At 63.5% G+C, this 15,699-nt stretch carries 29 protein-coding genes; 20 read left to right on the forward strand and 9 right to left on the reverse strand.

Annotated features, from left to right (window positions below):
- Positions 1–284: 284 nt before the first annotated feature.
- The 9 genes from QZ471_RS01115 to QZ471_RS01155 all read right to left on the reverse strand — a co-directional run bounded on the left by QZ471_RS01115 (position 285) and on the right by QZ471_RS01155 (position 4,681).
- Entirely contained in the window at positions 285–536 is a 252-nt protein-coding gene (locus QZ471_RS01115; RefSeq protein ID WP_295460465.1) for a hypothetical protein, read from the reverse strand.
- A gap of 144 nt (positions 537–680) precedes the next feature.
- Positions 681–1,019 carry a helix-turn-helix transcriptional regulator gene (locus tag QZ471_RS01120; protein ID WP_295460466.1) on the reverse strand — a complete coding sequence of 113 codons (339 nt, stop codon included), beginning with the start codon at positions 1,017–1,019 and terminating at the stop codon, positions 681–683.
- A gap of 47 nt (positions 1,020–1,066) precedes the next feature.
- Complete coding sequence (locus QZ471_RS01125; RefSeq protein WP_295460468.1) at positions 1,067–1,291, reverse strand: hypothetical protein; 225 nt, start codon at positions 1,289–1,291, stop codon at positions 1,067–1,069.
- Positions 1,288–1,512: a hypothetical protein gene (locus QZ471_RS01130; RefSeq protein WP_295460469.1), complete on the reverse strand. Its 225-nt coding sequence runs from the start codon at positions 1,510–1,512 to the stop codon at positions 1,288–1,290. The genes QZ471_RS01125 and QZ471_RS01130 overlap by 4 nt, the downstream gene beginning before the upstream one ends.
- A gap of 726 nt (positions 1,513–2,238) precedes the next feature.
- Positions 2,239–2,499 carry a DUF1654 domain-containing protein gene (locus QZ471_RS01135; RefSeq protein ID WP_295460470.1) on the reverse strand — a complete coding sequence of 87 codons (261 nt, stop codon included), beginning with the start codon at positions 2,497–2,499 and terminating at the stop codon, positions 2,239–2,241.
- 179 nt (positions 2,500–2,678) lie between these two features.
- Entirely contained in the window at positions 2,679–2,915 is a 237-nt protein-coding gene (locus QZ471_RS01140) for a hypothetical protein (RefSeq protein ID WP_295460471.1), read from the reverse strand.
- Between the two features lie 180 nt (positions 2,916–3,095).
- The gene (locus QZ471_RS01145) at positions 3,096–3,413 is read right to left on the reverse strand and encodes a hypothetical protein (RefSeq protein ID WP_295460472.1); all 318 of its coding nucleotides are present in this window, start codon (positions 3,411–3,413) and stop codon (positions 3,096–3,098) included.
- 100 nt (positions 3,414–3,513) lie between these two features.
- Positions 3,514–3,837 (reverse strand): hypothetical protein, encoded by a 324-nt coding sequence (locus QZ471_RS01150; RefSeq protein ID WP_295460473.1) that lies wholly within the window; start codon positions 3,835–3,837, stop codon positions 3,514–3,516.
- Between the two features lie 91 nt (positions 3,838–3,928).
- Entirely contained in the window at positions 3,929–4,681 is a 753-nt protein-coding gene (locus tag QZ471_RS01155; protein ID WP_295460474.1) for a S24 family peptidase, read from the reverse strand.
- Positions 4,682–4,725: 44 nt separating this feature from the next.
- Between QZ471_RS01155 and QZ471_RS01160 the strand changes: the two genes are divergently transcribed.
- The 20 genes from QZ471_RS01160 (at position 4,726) to QZ471_RS01255 (ending at position 15,697) form a co-directional block, all read left to right on the forward strand.
- Positions 4,726–4,953 carry a carph-isopro domain-containing protein gene (locus QZ471_RS01160; RefSeq protein WP_295460475.1) on the forward strand — a complete coding sequence of 76 codons (228 nt, stop codon included), beginning with the start codon at positions 4,726–4,728 and terminating at the stop codon, positions 4,951–4,953.
- Between the two features lie 162 nt (positions 4,954–5,115).
- Positions 5,116–5,856, forward strand: coding sequence for a phage antirepressor KilAC domain-containing protein (locus QZ471_RS01165; protein WP_295460476.1), 741 nt, complete (start codon positions 5,116–5,118; stop codon positions 5,854–5,856).
- Positions 5,853–6,695, forward strand: coding sequence for a helix-turn-helix domain-containing protein (locus tag QZ471_RS01170; RefSeq protein WP_295460477.1), 843 nt, complete (start codon positions 5,853–5,855; stop codon positions 6,693–6,695). The genes QZ471_RS01165 and QZ471_RS01170 overlap by 4 nt, the downstream gene beginning before the upstream one ends.
- On the forward strand, positions 6,695–7,357 hold the full coding sequence (locus tag QZ471_RS01175; RefSeq protein WP_295460478.1) for a replication protein P: 663 nt from the start codon (positions 6,695–6,697) through the stop codon (positions 7,355–7,357). Before QZ471_RS01170 ends, QZ471_RS01175 begins: the two co-directional genes overlap by 1 nt.
- A gap of 118 nt (positions 7,358–7,475) precedes the next feature.
- Positions 7,476–7,766, forward strand: coding sequence for a hypothetical protein (locus QZ471_RS01180; RefSeq protein ID WP_295460479.1), 291 nt, complete (start codon positions 7,476–7,478; stop codon positions 7,764–7,766).
- Positions 7,763–7,990 carry a hypothetical protein gene (locus QZ471_RS01185; RefSeq protein ID WP_295460480.1) on the forward strand — a complete coding sequence of 76 codons (228 nt, stop codon included), beginning with the start codon at positions 7,763–7,765 and terminating at the stop codon, positions 7,988–7,990. Before QZ471_RS01180 ends, QZ471_RS01185 begins: the two co-directional genes overlap by 4 nt.
- Positions 7,987–8,292: a nuclease domain-containing protein gene (locus tag QZ471_RS01190; RefSeq protein WP_295460481.1), complete on the forward strand. Its 306-nt coding sequence runs from the start codon at positions 7,987–7,989 to the stop codon at positions 8,290–8,292. Before QZ471_RS01185 ends, QZ471_RS01190 begins: the two co-directional genes overlap by 4 nt.
- Before the next feature lie 196 nt (positions 8,293–8,488).
- A complete protein-coding gene (locus QZ471_RS01195) occupies positions 8,489–8,926 on the forward strand; it encodes a VRR-NUC domain-containing protein (RefSeq protein ID WP_295460482.1) in 438 nt (145 codons plus the stop codon).
- Complete coding sequence (locus QZ471_RS01200; protein ID WP_295460483.1) at positions 8,923–9,354, forward strand: hypothetical protein; 432 nt, start codon at positions 8,923–8,925, stop codon at positions 9,352–9,354. Before QZ471_RS01195 ends, QZ471_RS01200 begins: the two co-directional genes overlap by 4 nt.
- Entirely contained in the window at positions 9,332–9,631 is a 300-nt protein-coding gene (locus tag QZ471_RS01205) for a hypothetical protein (RefSeq protein ID WP_295460484.1), read from the forward strand. The genes QZ471_RS01200 and QZ471_RS01205 overlap by 23 nt, the downstream gene beginning before the upstream one ends.
- A gap of 2 nt (positions 9,632–9,633) precedes the next feature.
- A complete protein-coding gene (locus tag QZ471_RS01210) occupies positions 9,634–10,197 on the forward strand; it encodes a hypothetical protein (protein WP_295460485.1) in 564 nt (187 codons plus the stop codon).
- 299 nt (positions 10,198–10,496) lie between these two features.
- Complete coding sequence (locus tag QZ471_RS01215) at positions 10,497–10,787, forward strand: hypothetical protein (protein WP_295460486.1); 291 nt, start codon at positions 10,497–10,499, stop codon at positions 10,785–10,787.
- Entirely contained in the window at positions 10,787–11,110 is a 324-nt protein-coding gene (locus tag QZ471_RS01220) for a hypothetical protein (RefSeq protein WP_295460487.1), read from the forward strand. The genes QZ471_RS01215 and QZ471_RS01220 overlap by 1 nt, the downstream gene beginning before the upstream one ends.
- Positions 11,107–11,343, forward strand: a complete 237-nt coding sequence (locus tag QZ471_RS01225; RefSeq protein WP_295460488.1) for a hypothetical protein — start codon at positions 11,107–11,109, stop codon at positions 11,341–11,343. The genes QZ471_RS01220 and QZ471_RS01225 overlap by 4 nt, the downstream gene beginning before the upstream one ends.
- Positions 11,340–11,525 carry a hypothetical protein gene (locus QZ471_RS01230; RefSeq protein ID WP_295460489.1) on the forward strand — a complete coding sequence of 62 codons (186 nt, stop codon included), beginning with the start codon at positions 11,340–11,342 and terminating at the stop codon, positions 11,523–11,525. Before QZ471_RS01225 ends, QZ471_RS01230 begins: the two co-directional genes overlap by 4 nt.
- The gene (locus tag QZ471_RS01235; RefSeq protein WP_295460491.1) at positions 11,525–11,899 is read left to right on the forward strand and encodes an HNH endonuclease; all 375 of its coding nucleotides are present in this window, start codon (positions 11,525–11,527) and stop codon (positions 11,897–11,899) included. Before QZ471_RS01230 ends, QZ471_RS01235 begins: the two co-directional genes overlap by 1 nt.
- Before the next feature lie 115 nt (positions 11,900–12,014).
- Positions 12,015–12,500, forward strand: a complete 486-nt coding sequence (locus QZ471_RS01240) for a phage terminase small subunit P27 family (protein ID WP_363286443.1) — start codon at positions 12,015–12,017, stop codon at positions 12,498–12,500.
- Positions 12,500–14,233 (forward strand): terminase large subunit, encoded by a 1,734-nt coding sequence (locus tag QZ471_RS01245; RefSeq protein WP_295460493.1) that lies wholly within the window; start codon positions 12,500–12,502, stop codon positions 14,231–14,233. Before QZ471_RS01240 ends, QZ471_RS01245 begins: the two co-directional genes overlap by 1 nt.
- Positions 14,230–14,394, forward strand: coding sequence for a hypothetical protein (locus tag QZ471_RS01250; protein ID WP_166655923.1), 165 nt, complete (start codon positions 14,230–14,232; stop codon positions 14,392–14,394). The genes QZ471_RS01245 and QZ471_RS01250 overlap by 4 nt, the downstream gene beginning before the upstream one ends.
- Positions 14,387–15,697 carry a phage portal protein gene (locus QZ471_RS01255; RefSeq protein ID WP_295460494.1) on the forward strand — a complete coding sequence of 437 codons (1,311 nt, stop codon included), beginning with the start codon at positions 14,387–14,389 and terminating at the stop codon, positions 15,695–15,697. Before QZ471_RS01250 ends, QZ471_RS01255 begins: the two co-directional genes overlap by 8 nt.
- The last annotated feature ends 2 nt before the right edge of the window (positions 15,698–15,699 follow it).

Below are 15,699 nucleotides of genomic sequence, written 5' to 3' on the forward strand. Positions count from 1 at the left end.
GTATTGGCCGTACAGGACGGCCCAGGTGATTGGTGGTCTTTGCTCTTCCAAGCGCTGCAGCCCACTCGGGCGCGCCCCAACCCCTCTCCGATGAAGTCCCCGTGACGTGGGGAATACGGCCTGGCCCTCGGCGGAGGCAGATGCTGGTGAACCGATGCCAGGCTGCCGGTGATGTGCGCTCCGCCGGCTGGCGCTCCTGGGTATCCGCCGGGTCGGCCCGCCAGGTCGGGGTTAGATTCAGCTGCTAGATTGAAATGCTTGCCCGACTGGGCGGGGCAGCAAAGTCACTGGGCGGGAAAGCCATGTAGCTCTTCGATCATTTCTAGGAAGGCGACTCGCTGCTCCTCGATCATTGCGAAGCCCTTGCGTCGCAACTCCATCTTTTCGTAAAACTCTGCAGCCGGTAGCGATACCATGGCATCTGCATCATCTGTTTCTGCTACGAGCTTCCAGCCTTCGCCGCTTTTCTCGTTCTGCTCTTGTATTGCCTGCAGCACAGTTTTTCCGCTTATCAGTCGTGCATTCAGGTAGTCCACTGGGCATTCCTCTGTAGTGGGGCTCGCATGCTATCAGCGCGATTTTGTAATCCTCGCAGATATCCGCCTGAGGACCGCAGCATGGAGTGCGAGGCAGAGCCACCGGACTCAAGGTCGACACACCACATCGGCAATCCTATTTGGTCATGCGTAGATCTCCGGGGATTCAGCGCGGCGCATCATCCGTACCTGGGCGGTGCGTCGCTCAGGGGCTCGGCGGTCGCGGCGCATTGGGTCTTCGTCGAGGAAGGCATGGGCAACCACCAGGGCGGCCAGCATCATGCAGAGCGGGCTGATGATCTGGCGGCGCATCGCTTCGGCGACCAGCTGCGGCGCCCTGGCCACGCCGAGCTTGAACATCGCGCTCGACACGCGTTTGGTGACGGTCATCGGCGCGATGGCCATGTCGCGCGCGATTTGCTTGTGGGTCAGGCCGCTGGCCAGGCCCATCACGCATTCCAGTTCTCGGGGAGCCAGGCCCATGCCCAGGCGTCCTTGCCATTGCCCAACTACGATCATGGTGGTTGTCCCTACGCCGCGGTGGCGTGCTGCTGGTACTGCTGGATGAGCTCTTCGAAGCCTGCCAGGGTGCGCTGGAAGTAGAGGCGAAGGCCGGGGCTGTCTGCGTGCTGCATCTCGCGCCGGTACAGGGCGGCCATGACCTCGGCATGCGGCAGCATTACGGTGTGGAGAACGTATGGGTCAGAGCAGGCTTCAATCTCGCTGCGAAGCCAGGCTGCATAGGTCAGGCTCATGGCGGTGTCCTCACCAGGCGAATGCCGCGGGAGATACCCGGCAGCAGCTTCAGAAATCCTTTCTTTTCCAGCGCCGCCAGGTGCTCCTGGGCGCCGTTGTGCGATGACATGCCCATGGCCTGGGCCAGCTCGGCGCGGGTGGGCGGCATCTCGTGCTGCTGGATGAAGGACTGCACCGCCTCCAGCACCTGCCGCTGTCGCGGCGTCAGCTCGTCGGCCATGGCGGCCTCCTGTTCGGGTGGCATCCCGTCTGGCCCTCGTGGGAAGGCCAGCCAGTGATGCGTTGTGTTTGTCGCGCGCACCTGCTGGGCTCTTGCGCGACCGCATACTCATCAGTTCGATATGGCTCGCTGCCGATGCCTGCAGCTAAAGCCTTCTGTAGGTTGGCGTGGGGCTTCCCTGGTCATGGCGCCGTGGGCATCGTGTTCGTTTCGCCATGGTCATCGGGCCATACAACTCGCCGCGTACAGCCCCGGTGCCCGATGTGGTGTAGGCACACGACGAGAGGTCCGGCGCGCCCTTCGCCGAGGCTAGGCGCGCTAATTCGAATCGGTGTTGCTGTCCTCCGTTTTAGGCCACGGTGGGCTGGGCGCGTCTTGCTCTCCACCACGCGTATCGCCGGGGTCTTCCCTCTGGCCGGTCTCCACTCTCTGGGTGGTGTGCGGCTGGCTTGCGTGGCTTCGCTCGGCAGGGTGTATTGCCGAGGCCAGTACCAGAGCTGGCATGGGAGCCGAAACTTGTAGCCCGCGCTGTACGCCTGGTGGCGGATCGGCTCGCGGGGATCCCGAATTGTTGAAAGAGCAGGGCGGCTTTCGCTGCCGGCAGGTTGTGACCTGCGATGGAGTAAATATGTACCATAGGTTCAATATCGGTCAAGTACCAAAAGTACAGATTTTTCTCAGGGCATGAAAAAGCCCGCTCGGCGGCGGGCTTCTTTTGACAGCAGGTCATTCTTCTTTCGGTACCGTCCAGAACACCTGGACATGGCCATCATCGCGATGCGCGATCGTCACATTGTCGTTCTCGCCGATCTCGTCCAGTACCCGGTCCCAGGCTTTAGGATCATCGCCTGGGTAGCGCTCCAGCAGCGCGGCCTTGTCTTTCTGCGCGGCCGGGGCGTTGATGGCTCGCATGACACGCTGGGATAGCAGCGTGTAGGCGTCCACTGGCGGGAGGGGCTGTTCGGCGGTGGAAACGGTGCGCGGCATCGGGATGGCTCCTTGCTGTGATACTGTTCAAATATACAGTAGTGTAGCGAGGCGGGAGCCGCAAGGCGATATTTCGTATTTGCTACAGCGCGTCGGGCGCACAGGCCGCCAGGAGACCACGGGCGTATCATGACGCCCGCATCAGATCAGGAGACGACTTTCAGGCTCGCTGTGGCTGATTATTCCCAGCCAAGATGCCTGTAGGGGATCATGTCCTGTTCAGGAAAGTCAGTGACGTATTCACCCCACTGCATGTACTCGTAGTATTTGGTCATCGCCTCGAAATAACACTCAGCTTCAACCTCCCACACAAGCTTTGCGTCCGGATGCAGGAGCGCACGCGCACCATCCCCATGAGCTCCTGCGAGACAGAAGGTCTGGCAACCTTCAGGTTCCTGCCAAAGTTCATGGTTCATTCTTGTAGCTCGGTGATAAGGGGAAGGGCTGGCGCGCCTGGGCCGACCTGGAGCTTGCCGGCATGGAGCCCGCGCAGTACGGCAACATGGTGAAGGCGGAGATGAACCGCCTGCAGCGCGGCCAGCTGCGCGAGTGATATCTAATATACAAGCACCCGGTGTCGATGGAGCTAAACAAGGCTACTTCGACTTGACTGCTTCAAAGATTCGGTCGAGTTTCGCATCGAGGTTATTAAATCGAGTTTCAAGTTTGTCGAAGTCCTTCTCCACCCTGATAAGGCGTCCTTCAGCTTTGTCCTCCGATCTTTCGGCATATCGTGCGGAGTCGTCGCGCTGACTTTTCAGGTCCTGCTTTATCTCCAGCCTGACTTTCTCGATAGAGCTATTCACATCGCTATACATTACCCAAGCACCACCCAGAACGATCACAGCAGCAGTTGCAGCTGTTGCGAACGGACTATTCGCGAAGCGATGCCATACACTGGTGTTTTCGCTCATATTGGAGTGATCTACGCTGCTGAGGGATTCAAAGCTTGAAGAGTGCGGCGAATGCTCCGGATAGTATGCCTGTTGCCTGCTTCTTGCGCCAGTTGATGAGCTATTGCGCGTCCTGCTGAATCTCGGGCTTTCCATTGAGCACCCACTTGGTAATGCGATTTGCGTTGAAAATTCTCATGTTGCCGCATCTCTGGCACGTTGTATGCAGCAGCCAGACAGAGCTTGAGGGTTTACGCACTGAGACAATTTGGCCTATTGATAGGAGAGAGTCGCTGCCTTCCTCCATGCTTATTCCCCACTCGTCCGCACCACATGCTTCGCATGCAGTAGCACCCGCAGTGTTCAGAAATTCAACAAAATCATCGTAGGTGAGCTTGCGAATTTCATCATCAAGGCCATCTAGCGCTTGAGTTTCATCAGTCATTACCATTCGCCTGATAAATAGGTTTCATTTAAAGATATCTGCTGACTTTCAGGACTCTAGTTCGTAGAGCTATGCTACCCCTAAGCAGTATTCAAAATTGCTCTAGTTTTGCTATCACCACGCCCAGGATCACAGCCTCACTGTCGATCCGGACGAAGGGCTCCGGCCATGAGGGGTTCAGCGCCTTCAGGTATCGGAAGGAGCCCTCGACCACCAGCTGCTTGAAGGTCGCCTCCTGCTCGTCGACCATCTTCACCACCACGAAGCTGCGATTGATCGCCTCGACCTCGGGGTCGCAGTAGATGATGTCGCCTTCGCTGAATGACTTGCCGCCGTGGGGGTTGAACATCGAGTCCCCGCGCACGCGCAGGGCGAACGTCCAGTCGCTGTGGGGAACGGGGCAGGGTAGGTATTTCTCGGCCATGCCAGGTGCGTAGGCCTCTACTGCCTCATGGAACGATCCGGCTTGCACCCAACTGATCAGCGGGATGTTGCCGCGGTTGGCCGGCGCCGCCTCGGTGTTCGGCGCTTCGCGTGAGTCTGCCGCGGCAATGCTGTGGCGCTGCAGGCCCTCACCATACTCCAACCACTCGCGGCGCACGCCCAGCTCGTCGGCGAGCTTCAGCAGCTTCTCCGAGCCAGGTACCGCTTCGCCGTTGAGCCATTTGCTGGCCGCCTTCGCTGTGACGCCGGTGGCTTTCGCCAGGCGAGCGCCTGCGCCCCAGTCCTGCCAGCCAGCAGCCGAGATCGCCTTCTTCAGGCGTTGAGCGAAGCCTGATCGTAAATCCGATGAATGAACCATGAGTTCAATAATCTCACGGCTTGCCTGTACTTTCAGTTCCATCTTAATATGTACTCCGGGTACAAATTTAAGTCGCAGGAGAAGCCATGAGCTTGCTCAGAGAGGCGGTTGATGCCGCAGGTGGTGTCGAGAAAGCGGCCGCGCTTTGCGGCGTCAGTCCTCGGGCTGTTTACAAGTGGCTGAAGGCCGGAAGCCTGCCCCGCACTGATTACACGGGCGAGACCCGCTATGCGTCGGTACTGGCTGGTGCATCGGAAGGTCGGGTGGCCGCCAACGTCCTGTTGGCTGAGACCTCTCCGGGCCGGGCCGCCTGACCATGGAACCCATTATCCGCGTCGTGGCCTTGCGCCAGCAGTCATGCGCGATAGCTGTTATTCCGTCCAGTACGCGGATAGCAGGCACAAAAAAGCCCGGCGGCAACCGGGCTCCTTTATCCCCCTGGTGAGGCCAGGGATACGTCGTCAACGAGGCTCAGTATGAACCAAATGAAGACCGTCGATCAACCGCTGGAACTGGCAGGCCAGGCGATTCGCCAGGACGCTGCCGGCCGTTACAGCTTGAACGATCTGCACCGCGCTGCTGGCGGCATCAAGCGCCAGGGCCCCAGCTACTGGCTGGCGAACGCCCAGACCAAGGAGCTGATCGCCGAGCTGGCAACTACCGGAATCCCGGTAGTAACCCTGGAAGGCCGATTCGGCGGCACCTACGTCGCGAAGGAGCTGGTCTATGCCTACGCCATGTGGATCAGCCCGCGCTTCCACCTGCAGGTCATCCGCGCATACGACGCCAGCGTGACATGTCACGAAAAGCAAATTCCGCAGACCATGGCCGAAGCCCTTCGCCTGGCCGCCGACACCCTCGACGAGAACGCCCAGCTCCGCCTGGTGGTGGATCGTCAGGCGCCGAAGGTGGCTGCCATAGACCGTCTGGCCAAGGCCCAGGGCGCCATCTGCATCACCGACGCCGCCAAGCAGCTGCAGATCGAGCCCTCGAAGCTGTTCGCCTGGATGGACCAGAACCGCTGGATCTACCGCCGTAACGGCTCCACTCGCTGGATCGCCATGCAGCCCCGCCTTAACGCCGGCCTGCTGGTGCACAAGGTCACTGCGCTGAAGCCTGACCAAGAGACCGGCGCCGAGCGCGCTGCCTTTCAGCCGCTGGTCACCCCCAAGGGCCTGGCCTATCTGGCCGAGCGCCTGTCCGGAGAGTCGCTGTGAGCGTTCAAGCCATGTCCTGGGCCATGCAGATGCCCAAGTCCACCCTGGGCGATGCCTCCGCCCGCCACGTGCTGCTGTGCCTGGCCAACTACGCCGGCCAGGACGGTCGTGGTGCTTTCCCCTCTGCCGAGCAGCTGGCTGAAGACACCGGCCTGTCCGAGCGGACCGTTCGGTACAAGCTGGACCTGCTGGAAGAAATGGGTCTGATCGCCCGCGGCAACCAGGCGATCGCCGCCGCCTACATCGGCCGGAAAGACCGCATCACCAACGTGTATGACCTGCAGCTGAAACGGGGTGCAGCCGCTGCACCCGGTGACGCTACGGGGTGCAGTTCACAACAGCACGGGGTGCAAACCACGACAGAACGGGGTGCAGCGGCTGCACCCAATACGTCAGGGAACCAAGAACAGAACCAAGAGCAAGGCCGCGAGGGCGCGGCGAGCGCATCCGGTGAGGCTGTTTCGAACGATCCCGAGACCGCACCTGATCAACCCCGGAGCCGCGCCAAGGGTTTCAGCCTGGCCGACATGCAGGCCCTGACCGACACCGCTGGAATCTCCATCGCCGCCGACGTCGCCCAGGACTACCTGGCCCACCGGAAGGCGATCAAGGCCCCGCTGAACGCCACGATCTGGAAAACCACCCTGGTCGAGCTGGCCAAGCTGGCGCCGCACGGCATCACCGCCGATCAGGCGCTGGCCGAAGCCATGGCCGCCGGATGGCGTGGCCTGAAATCCGATTGGCTGGTGAACCGCCTGAAGCGTCAACAGGGTCCAGGCGCCGGCCCGAACGACGACGACACCAGCTGGGCCAATGACCTCAACGAGGGTGGACTGTGATGCGAAACGCTACCGACATCGTCAAGCACGTGAACTTCAGCCAGGCTCGCCCGGCAGTCCAGCAGACGCCGGCCAGCATCGACGAGGGTACCGCCCAGGTCGTGAACGCGCTGTTCGTCGAGCTGAAGTCCATCTTCCCCGCCTGGCGCCAGGCCTGGCCGGACGACGAAGCCCTGAAGCGCGCCAAGCGCTCCTGGATCAAGGGCCTGATGGCCGCCGGCATCCACTCGCTGGAGCAGATCCGCTTCGGCCTGATGACCTGCCGGGCCAGCGGCCAGGACTTCGCGCCCAGCGTGGGCCGGTTCGTCGAGTGGTGCCAGCCCACGGCCGAGCAGCTGGGCCTGCCGCCGGCCGAGAAAGCCTTCCAGGAGGCTGCACGCAACTCGCATCCGGCCGTAGGGCAGGGCGCCCGCTGGAGCCATCCGGCCGTGCACCACGCCGCCGTGGAGTCTGGCCTCAGCAACCTGTTCCGCCTCAACGAGGATGCGGGCCGGAAGCTGTTCGAGCGCAACTACGTGATCGCCTGCCGCATGGTCGCCGCCGGCCAGCCGCTGCGTGAGATCCCCAAGGCGCTGCCCGCCGAGGTCTCCACCCCGGCCAAGCCCGAAACCGTCACCGCCGAGCTGGCCAAGATGCGCGCCGCGCTGGGCCGCCGCTCGTGAAGGCCTGCTGGATGGTCCTGCTCCCCAATCGCCCGCCCTTCGCAATGGTCGGCGCCCAAATCAACCGCGACGAGGCCCTGGCCTGCGCTCGCATTATCTGGCCGGAGGCCGACGTAGCATGAATCACAACTTCAAGCCCGGTGATCTGGCAATCCTCCTGACAGATGTTGGCCCGTTGGTGTCTGGAGCGGTAGTTGCTCTGGTTCGCTTGGTACCTGCTGGCTACCGCTTCGAAGCACTGGTCAGCAACGTAAGCAAGGGCGAGACGGTTCTCAAGCGCGCCATGTGGAGGCTGGACCACCAAGACATTCCTCAGGGTGAGGGCGCTATGGCTCCTGAGTCCAAACTGATGCCGCTGCTTGGCGACTTCGCCCCTGAGCGCCAGAAGTCCCAGGAGGTGCCGGCATGATGTTCACCCAGAAGGAATACGACGACGCCCGCCGCCTGGCCTATGACCAGGGCTACCGCCGCGGCACCGGCATGGACGCGAAGGTCCAGCACACCGAGGCGTACATCCACTTCCGCGAGCAGGAGCTGGCCCAGCCGGTGAAACGCGAGCTCAAGGCGCCGGCACCGCGCCGCCCGTTCGGCGACATGCTGGGCGACATCCAGGGGCGGAGGGACGAGCAGTGAGCCGCGTCCAATCCAAGAAGCTCCGCGACAGTGCGCGCGGCCAGGACTGCACCCTTCGCATCCCAGGCATTTGCAACGGCAACCCAGAGACGACGGTGCTGGCGCACATCGCCTGCGGCCAGAAGGGCATGGGCCTGAAGAGCCCGGACAACATGGCTGTGTTTGCCTGCAGCTGCTGCCACGACCTGCTGGATGGCCGCCGCCGGGGCGAGCTGGATCAGCGCGATGTCATCCGGGCCCTGGGCGAGACGCAGGCCATCTGGATCAGCCAGGGCCTGATGACGATCAAGGGGGCCGCATGAGCCAGTGCGAATGCCATCGCTGCATTGAGGAAAAACGCCTGGGTCGCGATATCGCTGGTTTCGGGTTTCTGCCGCTGTCCATGACGAGGATGATCCTGTGTCCGATATGCGGGAACAAGCGCTGCCCGCACGCCGCCGACCATGACCTGGCGTGCACGGGTAGCAATGAGCCTGGACAGCCTGGGAGCGCATACCAATGACCGCCGCCCTCAAGTCCTGGGCCGCCCCGCGCGAGACCCGCACCCGCAAGAAACCCACCGACTGGGAAGGCATCGAGCAGGCCCAGCTGTTCACCTGGCTGGATCTGGCCTTCCCCAAGGAGGCGAAGTCCATCTACCACGTCCCCAACGGTGGCCACCGCCACAAGGCCACGGCCGGCAAGCTGAAAGGGCAGGGCGTGCGCGCCGGGATGCCGGACATCAACGTCGACATCGCCCGGGGCGGCTACTTCGGCATGCGCATCGAGTTCAAGGCCACCCCGCCGCACGACGCCGCGGTATCGCCGAGCCAGCTGGCCGCTCTCCAGCGCCTGACCGACCAGGGCTATCTGGCCATCGTCTGCCGCGGCGTGCACGACGCCCGGGAGCACCTGACCGCCTATCTTCGCCTGCCTGCTACCGAGGCCCGCCCATGAACCACCCAGCAAAAGACTTGGCCGGCCTGGCCCGGCAGATCCTCGGCCACTCGCTGGTCGTCTTCTTCAACCACCACGACGAAGCCCGCCTGGCCGTGGCCGATGACGCCGACACGGTGATCGCCGAAATGGAAGCGCTAGCCGCCCAGCGCCTGGCCGGTGCCAGCGATGAGGACCTGCGCCGGCGCCGGATGGTGCTGCAGGAGCTGTACACGAACGCCGCCAGCACTGCCCAGGCCTGCCGCGGCTACCAGTCGGCCCGTCGCCCCGGCTCTCGCCTGGGTGACCGCATCTGGAAGGACCGCGCCAGCGTCAACCGCGCCGGTCAGGAGAAAGCCCAACGTGACATGTCACGCGCTCTGGGCGAGCGTGAGGAGATCCAGAAGGAGATCGACCGGAGGGCCAATGCGCAAGCAGCACGGGCCTGACCTCAACCGGAAGGTGAAGCCGATTTCGCGTTGCGTGACATGTCACGGGCGCGGCGTCACCAAGGGCGTCTTCTACGAGATGGAGTGCGACACCTGCGCCGGTACCGGCTGGGTCGACTACTCCACCGGCCAGGCCATGCCCGCCGAGGACCTGGTTTTCACCCTGAGTCACCGCCTTCTGCACCTGGAACAGCAGCTGGCCACCCTGCAGCGGATGCAGCCCTACGAATCGAGCAACCGCCGCGGCCCGCACGGCTCGCATCGCACCGGAGACTGACCATGAGCTACTACCGTGACACGCTGAGCGCAGTCGTCCGCTGCCTGTCCGCCGAGACCATCGACAACACCAGCAAGCAGGCCTGGCAGAAGCTCTATGACGCCGGCTATCCGGAGAACCGCGGCGGTAGCGGCCTGAGCCCCCAGGAACAGCGCGACATGGACTGCCTACTGCACGCCCGGCTGCATCGCCAGCTTTCCCCGCTGGACTGGGCCGTGCTGGTGGCCAAGTACAGCACCCACAGGGCTCGCAAGATCGAAGCCATCGGCTTCCTGATTCCTCGTGTCGAGTCGCCGGCGCCGCGCCTGTTCGTTTCCAAGGCCGTGACCGCCTGGGCGATCCCCGAGCTGCGTGGGGTAGACGGTCGCCGCTCCACCGACATGATCGTGCTGCCCAAGGCCTTCTACTGCATGAACGCCTGGGACCCGGATGCCCGCCCCGAGCAGACCCGGCGCCGGTGGCGCGGCGGCATTGGCAAGCGCTGCGAGGAGCTGGTCACCCAGGCACTGCGCCGGGCGGAAGCCATCATCGAAGAGGAAGGGCTACTGGTTCACATTGCTGCTTGACGGCGATGAGCGACTGAGCGACTATTTCACTATCTTGTCGATTCTGCGCGTGATGAAGATGCAGACGACTCCGAAGCCCTGGCCATGTGCCGGGGCTTTTTGCGTTCAGGGGAATGCTCAGGCTGATGCCAGAGGCCCAGAGCTGGGAGCGGGTCCAGCCCCCTGATCCAAACGCCAACGTCGTGACGACAGTAGGCAGCCCCTCAGGGGCACATGACCTTCGGGTCCGCCTGGCAACGGGCGTCAATTCTCAAGGCTCGCCGCTGGCGGGCCTTTTCATTTCCGAGAGGACCAAGCCAGTGGAGAAGCTTCTGGACTGGGCGCTGGTCGGCTTCCTCGGGATGCTGGGTGGACTCGCCAGCCTGTTCTACCCCGGCGCCACATCCATGCGCTTCGACTGGCGAACCTTCGTCGGCAAGCTGGTGGTGGCGTTCTTCGTGGGCAAGGTGGCCGGTGAGTTCATCGACGTCTCCAACCAGTACCGGGCCGGCATCATCATGTTGCTGGGCTTCTTCGCATACCCGGTGCTTGGGGTGCTGGAGGTCAAGGTCAAGTCCATGGTTGAGCGTTTCAGCCCCGGAGGCCCCTGATGTTCATCGTTTCGATAATCGCCCTGATCGCCTACGCGCTGGTGATCGGCCGCTGCGCCGTCTTCCTGACCCTGGGTGGCCGGTTCCGCCAGGACGACCACGCCGAGATCGCCTTCCTGATGGTCTCGACCGTCCTCCTGATGCTGGGCCACCTGCAGCTCTGGTACGCCGAGCCTTGGAAGGTGATCAACAACAGCGATGCCAGCGCCCTGGTGGTGGGGCATTCGGTCTTCATCGCCGGCTACATCTTCCACCGGGTGGGCTCGCTGATCGTGGGGCGTGACCGCCGGGTGTCCGAGCGCCGGCAGCAGGCCAGGCCGTGAAGCGGATCAAGCAGACCGCTTGCTACCTGATCGCCTGCGCCATCGTGTTCCTGCTCGGCTGTGGCCTCGGCGTCGTCGGGCGCATAGCCGACTGCCGGACCGACATGCGCACCATCCACGCGGCGGCGCCAGGTGATCCGGTAGGCGAGAAGCTCTACGAATTTGAGGTGACAGCCTGCGCGCTACCCGAGCAATGGGGCGGCCGCAAGGCGCCGCTGGAGGGTTACCCATGACTGAGCACCAAGAGCTGATGGCTGCCTTGGCACGCCAGACACAGGCGATGCTGGAGTTGGCCGAGAGCAACAGGCTGTTGGCCGAGAGCAACCGCGAGATGGTGGACTACCTGGCCGACCAGCAGGATGAGGGCGGCGACCTCGGCACTCCTCGCTTTGACCTGGCAGGAAAGCCTCTCTGATGGTGCTGCGAACCAACAAGCCATGCCGCGCCCGGTGCTGCAACGCGCTGACCCGCAACCCTGGTGGTTACTGCGATGAGCACGCCAGCCAGAGCAGCGGCTGGGCACGGCGGCAGGACGCGGCAGGTAGTACCACATCCAGAGGCTACGGCTACAGCTGGCAAAAGCTCAGGGAGAAGGTGCTGCGTCGTGATGGGTACCTTTGCCAGTGCGAAGAGTGCCAGTCGCTGGGCAGGGTTCGCACTGCACACGAGGTAGACCACAAGGTGCCGAAGGCGGCAGGCGGCACCGATGCGCTCAGCAACCTGCGTGCGATCAACCACGAGTGCCATAAGCGCAAGACGGCAGCAGACAGCCGCGGATTGGCATCCTAGAGCAGGTCCTGCTGCGGGCCAGGGGGAGGGTAAAAACCCTGGTCCGATGGCCTTCCTGACCGCCCGCCCCGTCAATTTTTCACGCCCGCGAAATTAAAAATTCAGGAGTAGCGCCATGGGCGGCACAGCGGCGGTCGCTGGCCGAGGTCGCAAGCCCAAGCCCACGGCCAAGAAACAGCTCGCCGGGAACCCCGGAAAGCGGGCCTTGAACAAGGCCGAACCCCAGTTTTCCACGGTCACCAACGTCGATCCGCCCGAGTGGTTGAACGACCGAGCGGCTGATATGTGGAAGATGATCATTCCCGAGCTGCTGCGCGAGAACGTGCTGGCGCTCACCGACCTGCACAACGTCGAGGCCTTCTGCACGGCCTATGGCAACTGGCGTCTGGCGCAGGAATCGATCAACACCCACGGCATCGTGGTGGAGGGCGCCCAAGGCGGCCCGATGAAGAACCCGGCCCTGACCGCCGCCAACGAAACGATGCGCCAGATGGTGACCTTCGGCTCACTGCTCGGGCTCGACCCGGCCAGCCGGACGCGCCTGATCGGCGGCAACAAGCAGAAACCCACCAACGAGTTCGCCTCCCTCCTGAGTTCCTGATGGCCAAGACCCCCACACCCAACGTCGACAAGGCGATGGCGTGGGCGCGGTCCGTCCTGAAGGGCAGGGTGCCGGCGTGCCGGTTCATTCACCTGGCGATCCAGCGGCACTTCGACGACGTGGCCGAGAGCCGCGGCAAGGGCTTCCCCTACAAGTTCGACGCGGCCCAGGCGGAGAAGAAGCTGCGCCTGGTGCAGCTGATGCCGCACACCAAGGGCGAGTGGGCGTTCAAGCGCCAGCTCATCACCCTGGAGCCCTGGCAGCTGTTCGGCATGGCCTGCACCTTCGGCTGGCTCAGGAAGAAAGACGGCTACCGGCGCTTCCGCGAGAGCTACTGGGAGGTGCCGCGCAAGAACGGCAAGAGCGTCATCGCCGCCGGCGTCGGCATCAGCATGTTCGTCGCCGACAACGAGTTCGGCGCCGAGGTGTACAGCGGGGCCACCACCGAGAAGCAGGCGTGGGAGGTCTTCCGCCCGGCCAGGCTGATGGTGAAGCGCTCGCCGATGCTGATTGAGGCGGCCGGGATTGAGGTGAACGCCTCGAACATGAACGTGCCAGCCCAGGGCTCGCGCTTCGAACCCCTGATTGGCAACCCCGGCGACGGTGCGTCGCCCAGCTGCGCGATCATCGACGAATTTCACGAGCACGACAGCTCGGCCCAGTACGACACCATGCTGACCGGCATGGGCGCCCGCCGGCAGCCGCTGATGTTCATCATCACCACGGCCGGCGCGAATATCGAGGGCCCGTGCTACGACAAGCGCCGCCAGTCCATCGAGATGCTGGAAGGCTCGGTGCCCGATCCGGAGCTGTTCGCGTGGATCTGGACGCTGGACGAGGGCGACGACTGGACCGATCCGAAGAACCTGGCCAAGGCCAACCCCTGCATGGGGGTGTCGGTCTACCAGGAGTACCTGGAAAGTCAGCTGGCACGGGCGATCCGCTCGGCGCGCTTCACCAACACCTTCAAGACGAAGCACCTGAATCTCTGGGTGAGCGCCAAGGCCGGCTTCTTCAATGTCGAGAACTGGAAGGCCTGCGAGGACAAGAACCTAACCCTGGAGCAGTTCGAGGGGCAGGAGTGCATCCTGGGCTTCGACCTCGCGCGCAAGCTGGACATGAACTCCATGGCTCGGCTGTTCTGGCGCCTCATCGACGGGAAGATCCACTACTACAGCGTGGCGCCGGGCTTCTGGGTGCCAGAAGACACGGCCTACGACACCGACAACCGGCGGATGGCTGAGCGCTTCCAGAAGTGGATCAACACCGGCGACCTGCAGGTCACTGCCGGCGCCGAGATCGACTACCGCGAGATCCTCGAGGAAGCCAAAGAGGCCAACCAGGCCGCCCCGGTACTGGAAAGCCCGATCGACCCGCACGGTGCTACGAACCTGAGCCATCAGCTCGATGACGAGGGCCTGACGCCCGTCACCATCGTGCAGAACTACACCAACATGTCCGACCCGATGAAGGAGCTCGAAGCCGCCATCGAGTCGGGCCGCTTTCACCACGACGGCAACCCGATCATGACCTGGTGTATCGGCAACGTGGTGGGCAAGAGCCTGCCCGGCAACGACGACATCGTGCGGCCGATCAAGCAGGGCGACGACAACAAGATCGACGGCGCTGTGGCGCTGATCATGGCGGTGGGGCGGGCGATGGCGAAGGTCACGCTTGGCGACGGCGGCATGGACCGATTCATGGATTCAATCCGGGACCCCATATTCGAATGAGCACGGCATCGATCCTCTACCTGCTGATCGCAGTGCTGGGCTTCGGCCTGGCCGTGGCCGGCGTTTTCATCCTGCTCGGCCTGGGCTGGGCGCTGCTCGCGGGTGCTGCCTCGTGCTTCGCCGCGGCGGCATTCATCCGAAGAGGGCTGACCAGTGGCTAAGTCCCTCCTGTCCGTACTCAGCAGCGCGGTGTCCGCGCCTCAGACGTCGGTCGTCGACTGGCTGGGCCGGTCGCTATCCGGTGGCGCCGGCGGGATCTGGGCGCAAACGGTCGGCAGCACGTCCGCTACCGGCAAGACCATCACCGTCAACAAGGCTATGCGCCTGGCGGCCTGCTGGTCCTGCGTCCGGCTGATCTCCGAGACGATCGCGACGCTACCGCTGGGCCTGTACATGCGCCAGGCCGACGGCGGCCGCAAGGTGGCCAGCGACAACGACCTGCACTGGATCATCAACACCAACCCCAACAGCCGCATGACCGCGGTGCAGTTCTGGGAGGCGGTGGTCGCCTCGATGCTGCTGCGCGGCAATGCCTTCGTCGAGATCATCCGAATCGGCGGCCGGATTGTGGCGCTGGAGTTTCTGCTGCCCAACCGCATGGACCTGGACGTCGCCGACAACGGCGAAATCCTCTACCGGTATCGGGAGAAGAACGGCCAGCTGCGCGACATCGCGGGCAGCGACATGATGCACATCCCGGCGTTCTCGCTGGACGGCCAGATCGGCCTGTCGCCCATCGCCTACGGCGCCGATGTCTTCGGCGCGGCGATGTCGGCGGAGGACGTGGCCGGCTCCACTTTCAAGAACGGGATGCACCAGACGGTCGCCTTCGAGGTGAACAAGACCCTCACGCCGAAACAGCGCGATGATTTCCGGGATTACGTCCAGCGCATCAGTGGCGCCATGAACGCCGGCAAGTCGCCGGTGCTGGAGGAGGGCGTTAGCGCCAAGGTCATCGGTATCAACCCGGTCGACGCCCAGCTGTTGGAGTCGCGGGAGTACAGCGCCGAGGAAATCTGCCGCTTTTATATGGTGGACCCGACCCTGGTGGGCTACAGCGACAAGGCGTCGAACTGGGGCACGGGCCTGGAGCAGAAGCTGCTGCGCTTCCTGACCTTCACCCTACGTAGCTACATGCGGCGCATCGAGGAGGGCATCAACCGCAACCTGCTCACCTCGGCCCAGCGCCGCCAGGTCTACGCCGAGTTCTCCATCGAGGGCCTGCTGCGGGCTGACAGCGCCGGCCGCGCGACCCTGTATTCGCAGATGGTGCAGAACGGCATCTACACCCGCGACGAATGCCGCGTGAAGGAGAACCTGCCCAGGATGGGCGGCAACGCTGGTGTGCTTACCGTGCAAACCAACCTGTCACCGATCGACAAGCTCGGTCAGGGCGACGATGGGCAAGCCGCAAAAGCTGCTCTGCAGAACTGGCTGGACCAGCCGGCAAACTCCAAGGGGTAACT

The sequence above is a fragment of the uncultured Pseudomonas sp. genome, assembly GCF_913774235.1.
Classification (GTDB): domain Bacteria; phylum Pseudomonadota; class Gammaproteobacteria; order Pseudomonadales; family Pseudomonadaceae; genus Chryseomonas.

Coding starts and splice junctions, on each gene's coding strand:
- QZ471_RS01180 (WP_295460479.1), top strand. CDS start 7,476: ATGAATCACAACTTCAAGCCCGGTGATCTGGCAATCCTCCTGACAGAT.
- QZ471_RS01150 (WP_295460473.1), bottom strand. CDS start 3,837: ATGACTGATGAAACTCAAGCGCTAGATGGCCTTGATGATGAAATTCGC.
- QZ471_RS01135 (WP_295460470.1), bottom strand. CDS start 2,499: ATGCCGCGCACCGTTTCCACCGCCGAACAGCCCCTCCCGCCAGTGGAC.
- QZ471_RS01220 (WP_295460487.1), top strand. CDS start 10,787: ATGTTCATCGTTTCGATAATCGCCCTGATCGCCTACGCGCTGGTGATC.
- QZ471_RS01205 (WP_295460484.1), top strand. CDS start 9,332: ATGCGCAAGCAGCACGGGCCTGACCTCAACCGGAAGGTGAAGCCGATT.
- QZ471_RS01175 (WP_295460478.1), top strand. CDS start 6,695: ATGCGAAACGCTACCGACATCGTCAAGCACGTGAACTTCAGCCAGGCT.
- QZ471_RS01235 (WP_295460491.1), top strand. CDS start 11,525: ATGGTGCTGCGAACCAACAAGCCATGCCGCGCCCGGTGCTGCAACGCG.
- QZ471_RS01130 (WP_295460469.1), bottom strand. CDS start 1,512: ATGGCCGACGAGCTGACGCCGCGACAGCGGCAGGTGCTGGAGGCGGTG.
- QZ471_RS01145 (WP_295460472.1), bottom strand. CDS start 3,413: ATGAGCGAAAACACCAGTGTATGGCATCGCTTCGCGAATAGTCCGTTC.
- QZ471_RS01240 (WP_363286443.1), top strand. CDS start 12,015: ATGGGCGGCACAGCGGCGGTCGCTGGCCGAGGTCGCAAGCCCAAGCCC.
- QZ471_RS01245 (WP_295460493.1), top strand. CDS start 12,500: ATGGCCAAGACCCCCACACCCAACGTCGACAAGGCGATGGCGTGGGCG.
- QZ471_RS01160 (WP_295460475.1), top strand. CDS start 4,726: ATGAGCTTGCTCAGAGAGGCGGTTGATGCCGCAGGTGGTGTCGAGAAA.
- QZ471_RS01155 (WP_295460474.1), bottom strand. CDS start 4,681: ATGGAACTGAAAGTACAGGCAAGCCGTGAGATTATTGAACTCATGGTT.
- QZ471_RS01210 (WP_295460485.1), top strand. CDS start 9,634: ATGAGCTACTACCGTGACACGCTGAGCGCAGTCGTCCGCTGCCTGTCC.
- QZ471_RS01125 (WP_295460468.1), bottom strand. CDS start 1,291: ATGAGCCTGACCTATGCAGCCTGGCTTCGCAGCGAGATTGAAGCCTGC.
- QZ471_RS01165 (WP_295460476.1), top strand. CDS start 5,116: ATGAACCAAATGAAGACCGTCGATCAACCGCTGGAACTGGCAGGCCAG.
- QZ471_RS01230 (WP_295460489.1), top strand. CDS start 11,340: ATGACTGAGCACCAAGAGCTGATGGCTGCCTTGGCACGCCAGACACAG.
- QZ471_RS01200 (WP_295460483.1), top strand. CDS start 8,923: ATGAACCACCCAGCAAAAGACTTGGCCGGCCTGGCCCGGCAGATCCTC.
- QZ471_RS01140 (WP_295460471.1), bottom strand. CDS start 2,915: ATGAACCATGAACTTTGGCAGGAACCTGAAGGTTGCCAGACCTTCTGT.
- QZ471_RS01250 (WP_166655923.1), top strand. CDS start 14,230: ATGAGCACGGCATCGATCCTCTACCTGCTGATCGCAGTGCTGGGCTTC.
- QZ471_RS01195 (WP_295460482.1), top strand. CDS start 8,489: ATGACCGCCGCCCTCAAGTCCTGGGCCGCCCCGCGCGAGACCCGCACC.
- QZ471_RS01120 (WP_295460466.1), bottom strand. CDS start 1,019: ATGGGCCTGGCTCCCCGAGAACTGGAATGCGTGATGGGCCTGGCCAGC.
- QZ471_RS01185 (WP_295460480.1), top strand. CDS start 7,763: ATGATGTTCACCCAGAAGGAATACGACGACGCCCGCCGCCTGGCCTAT.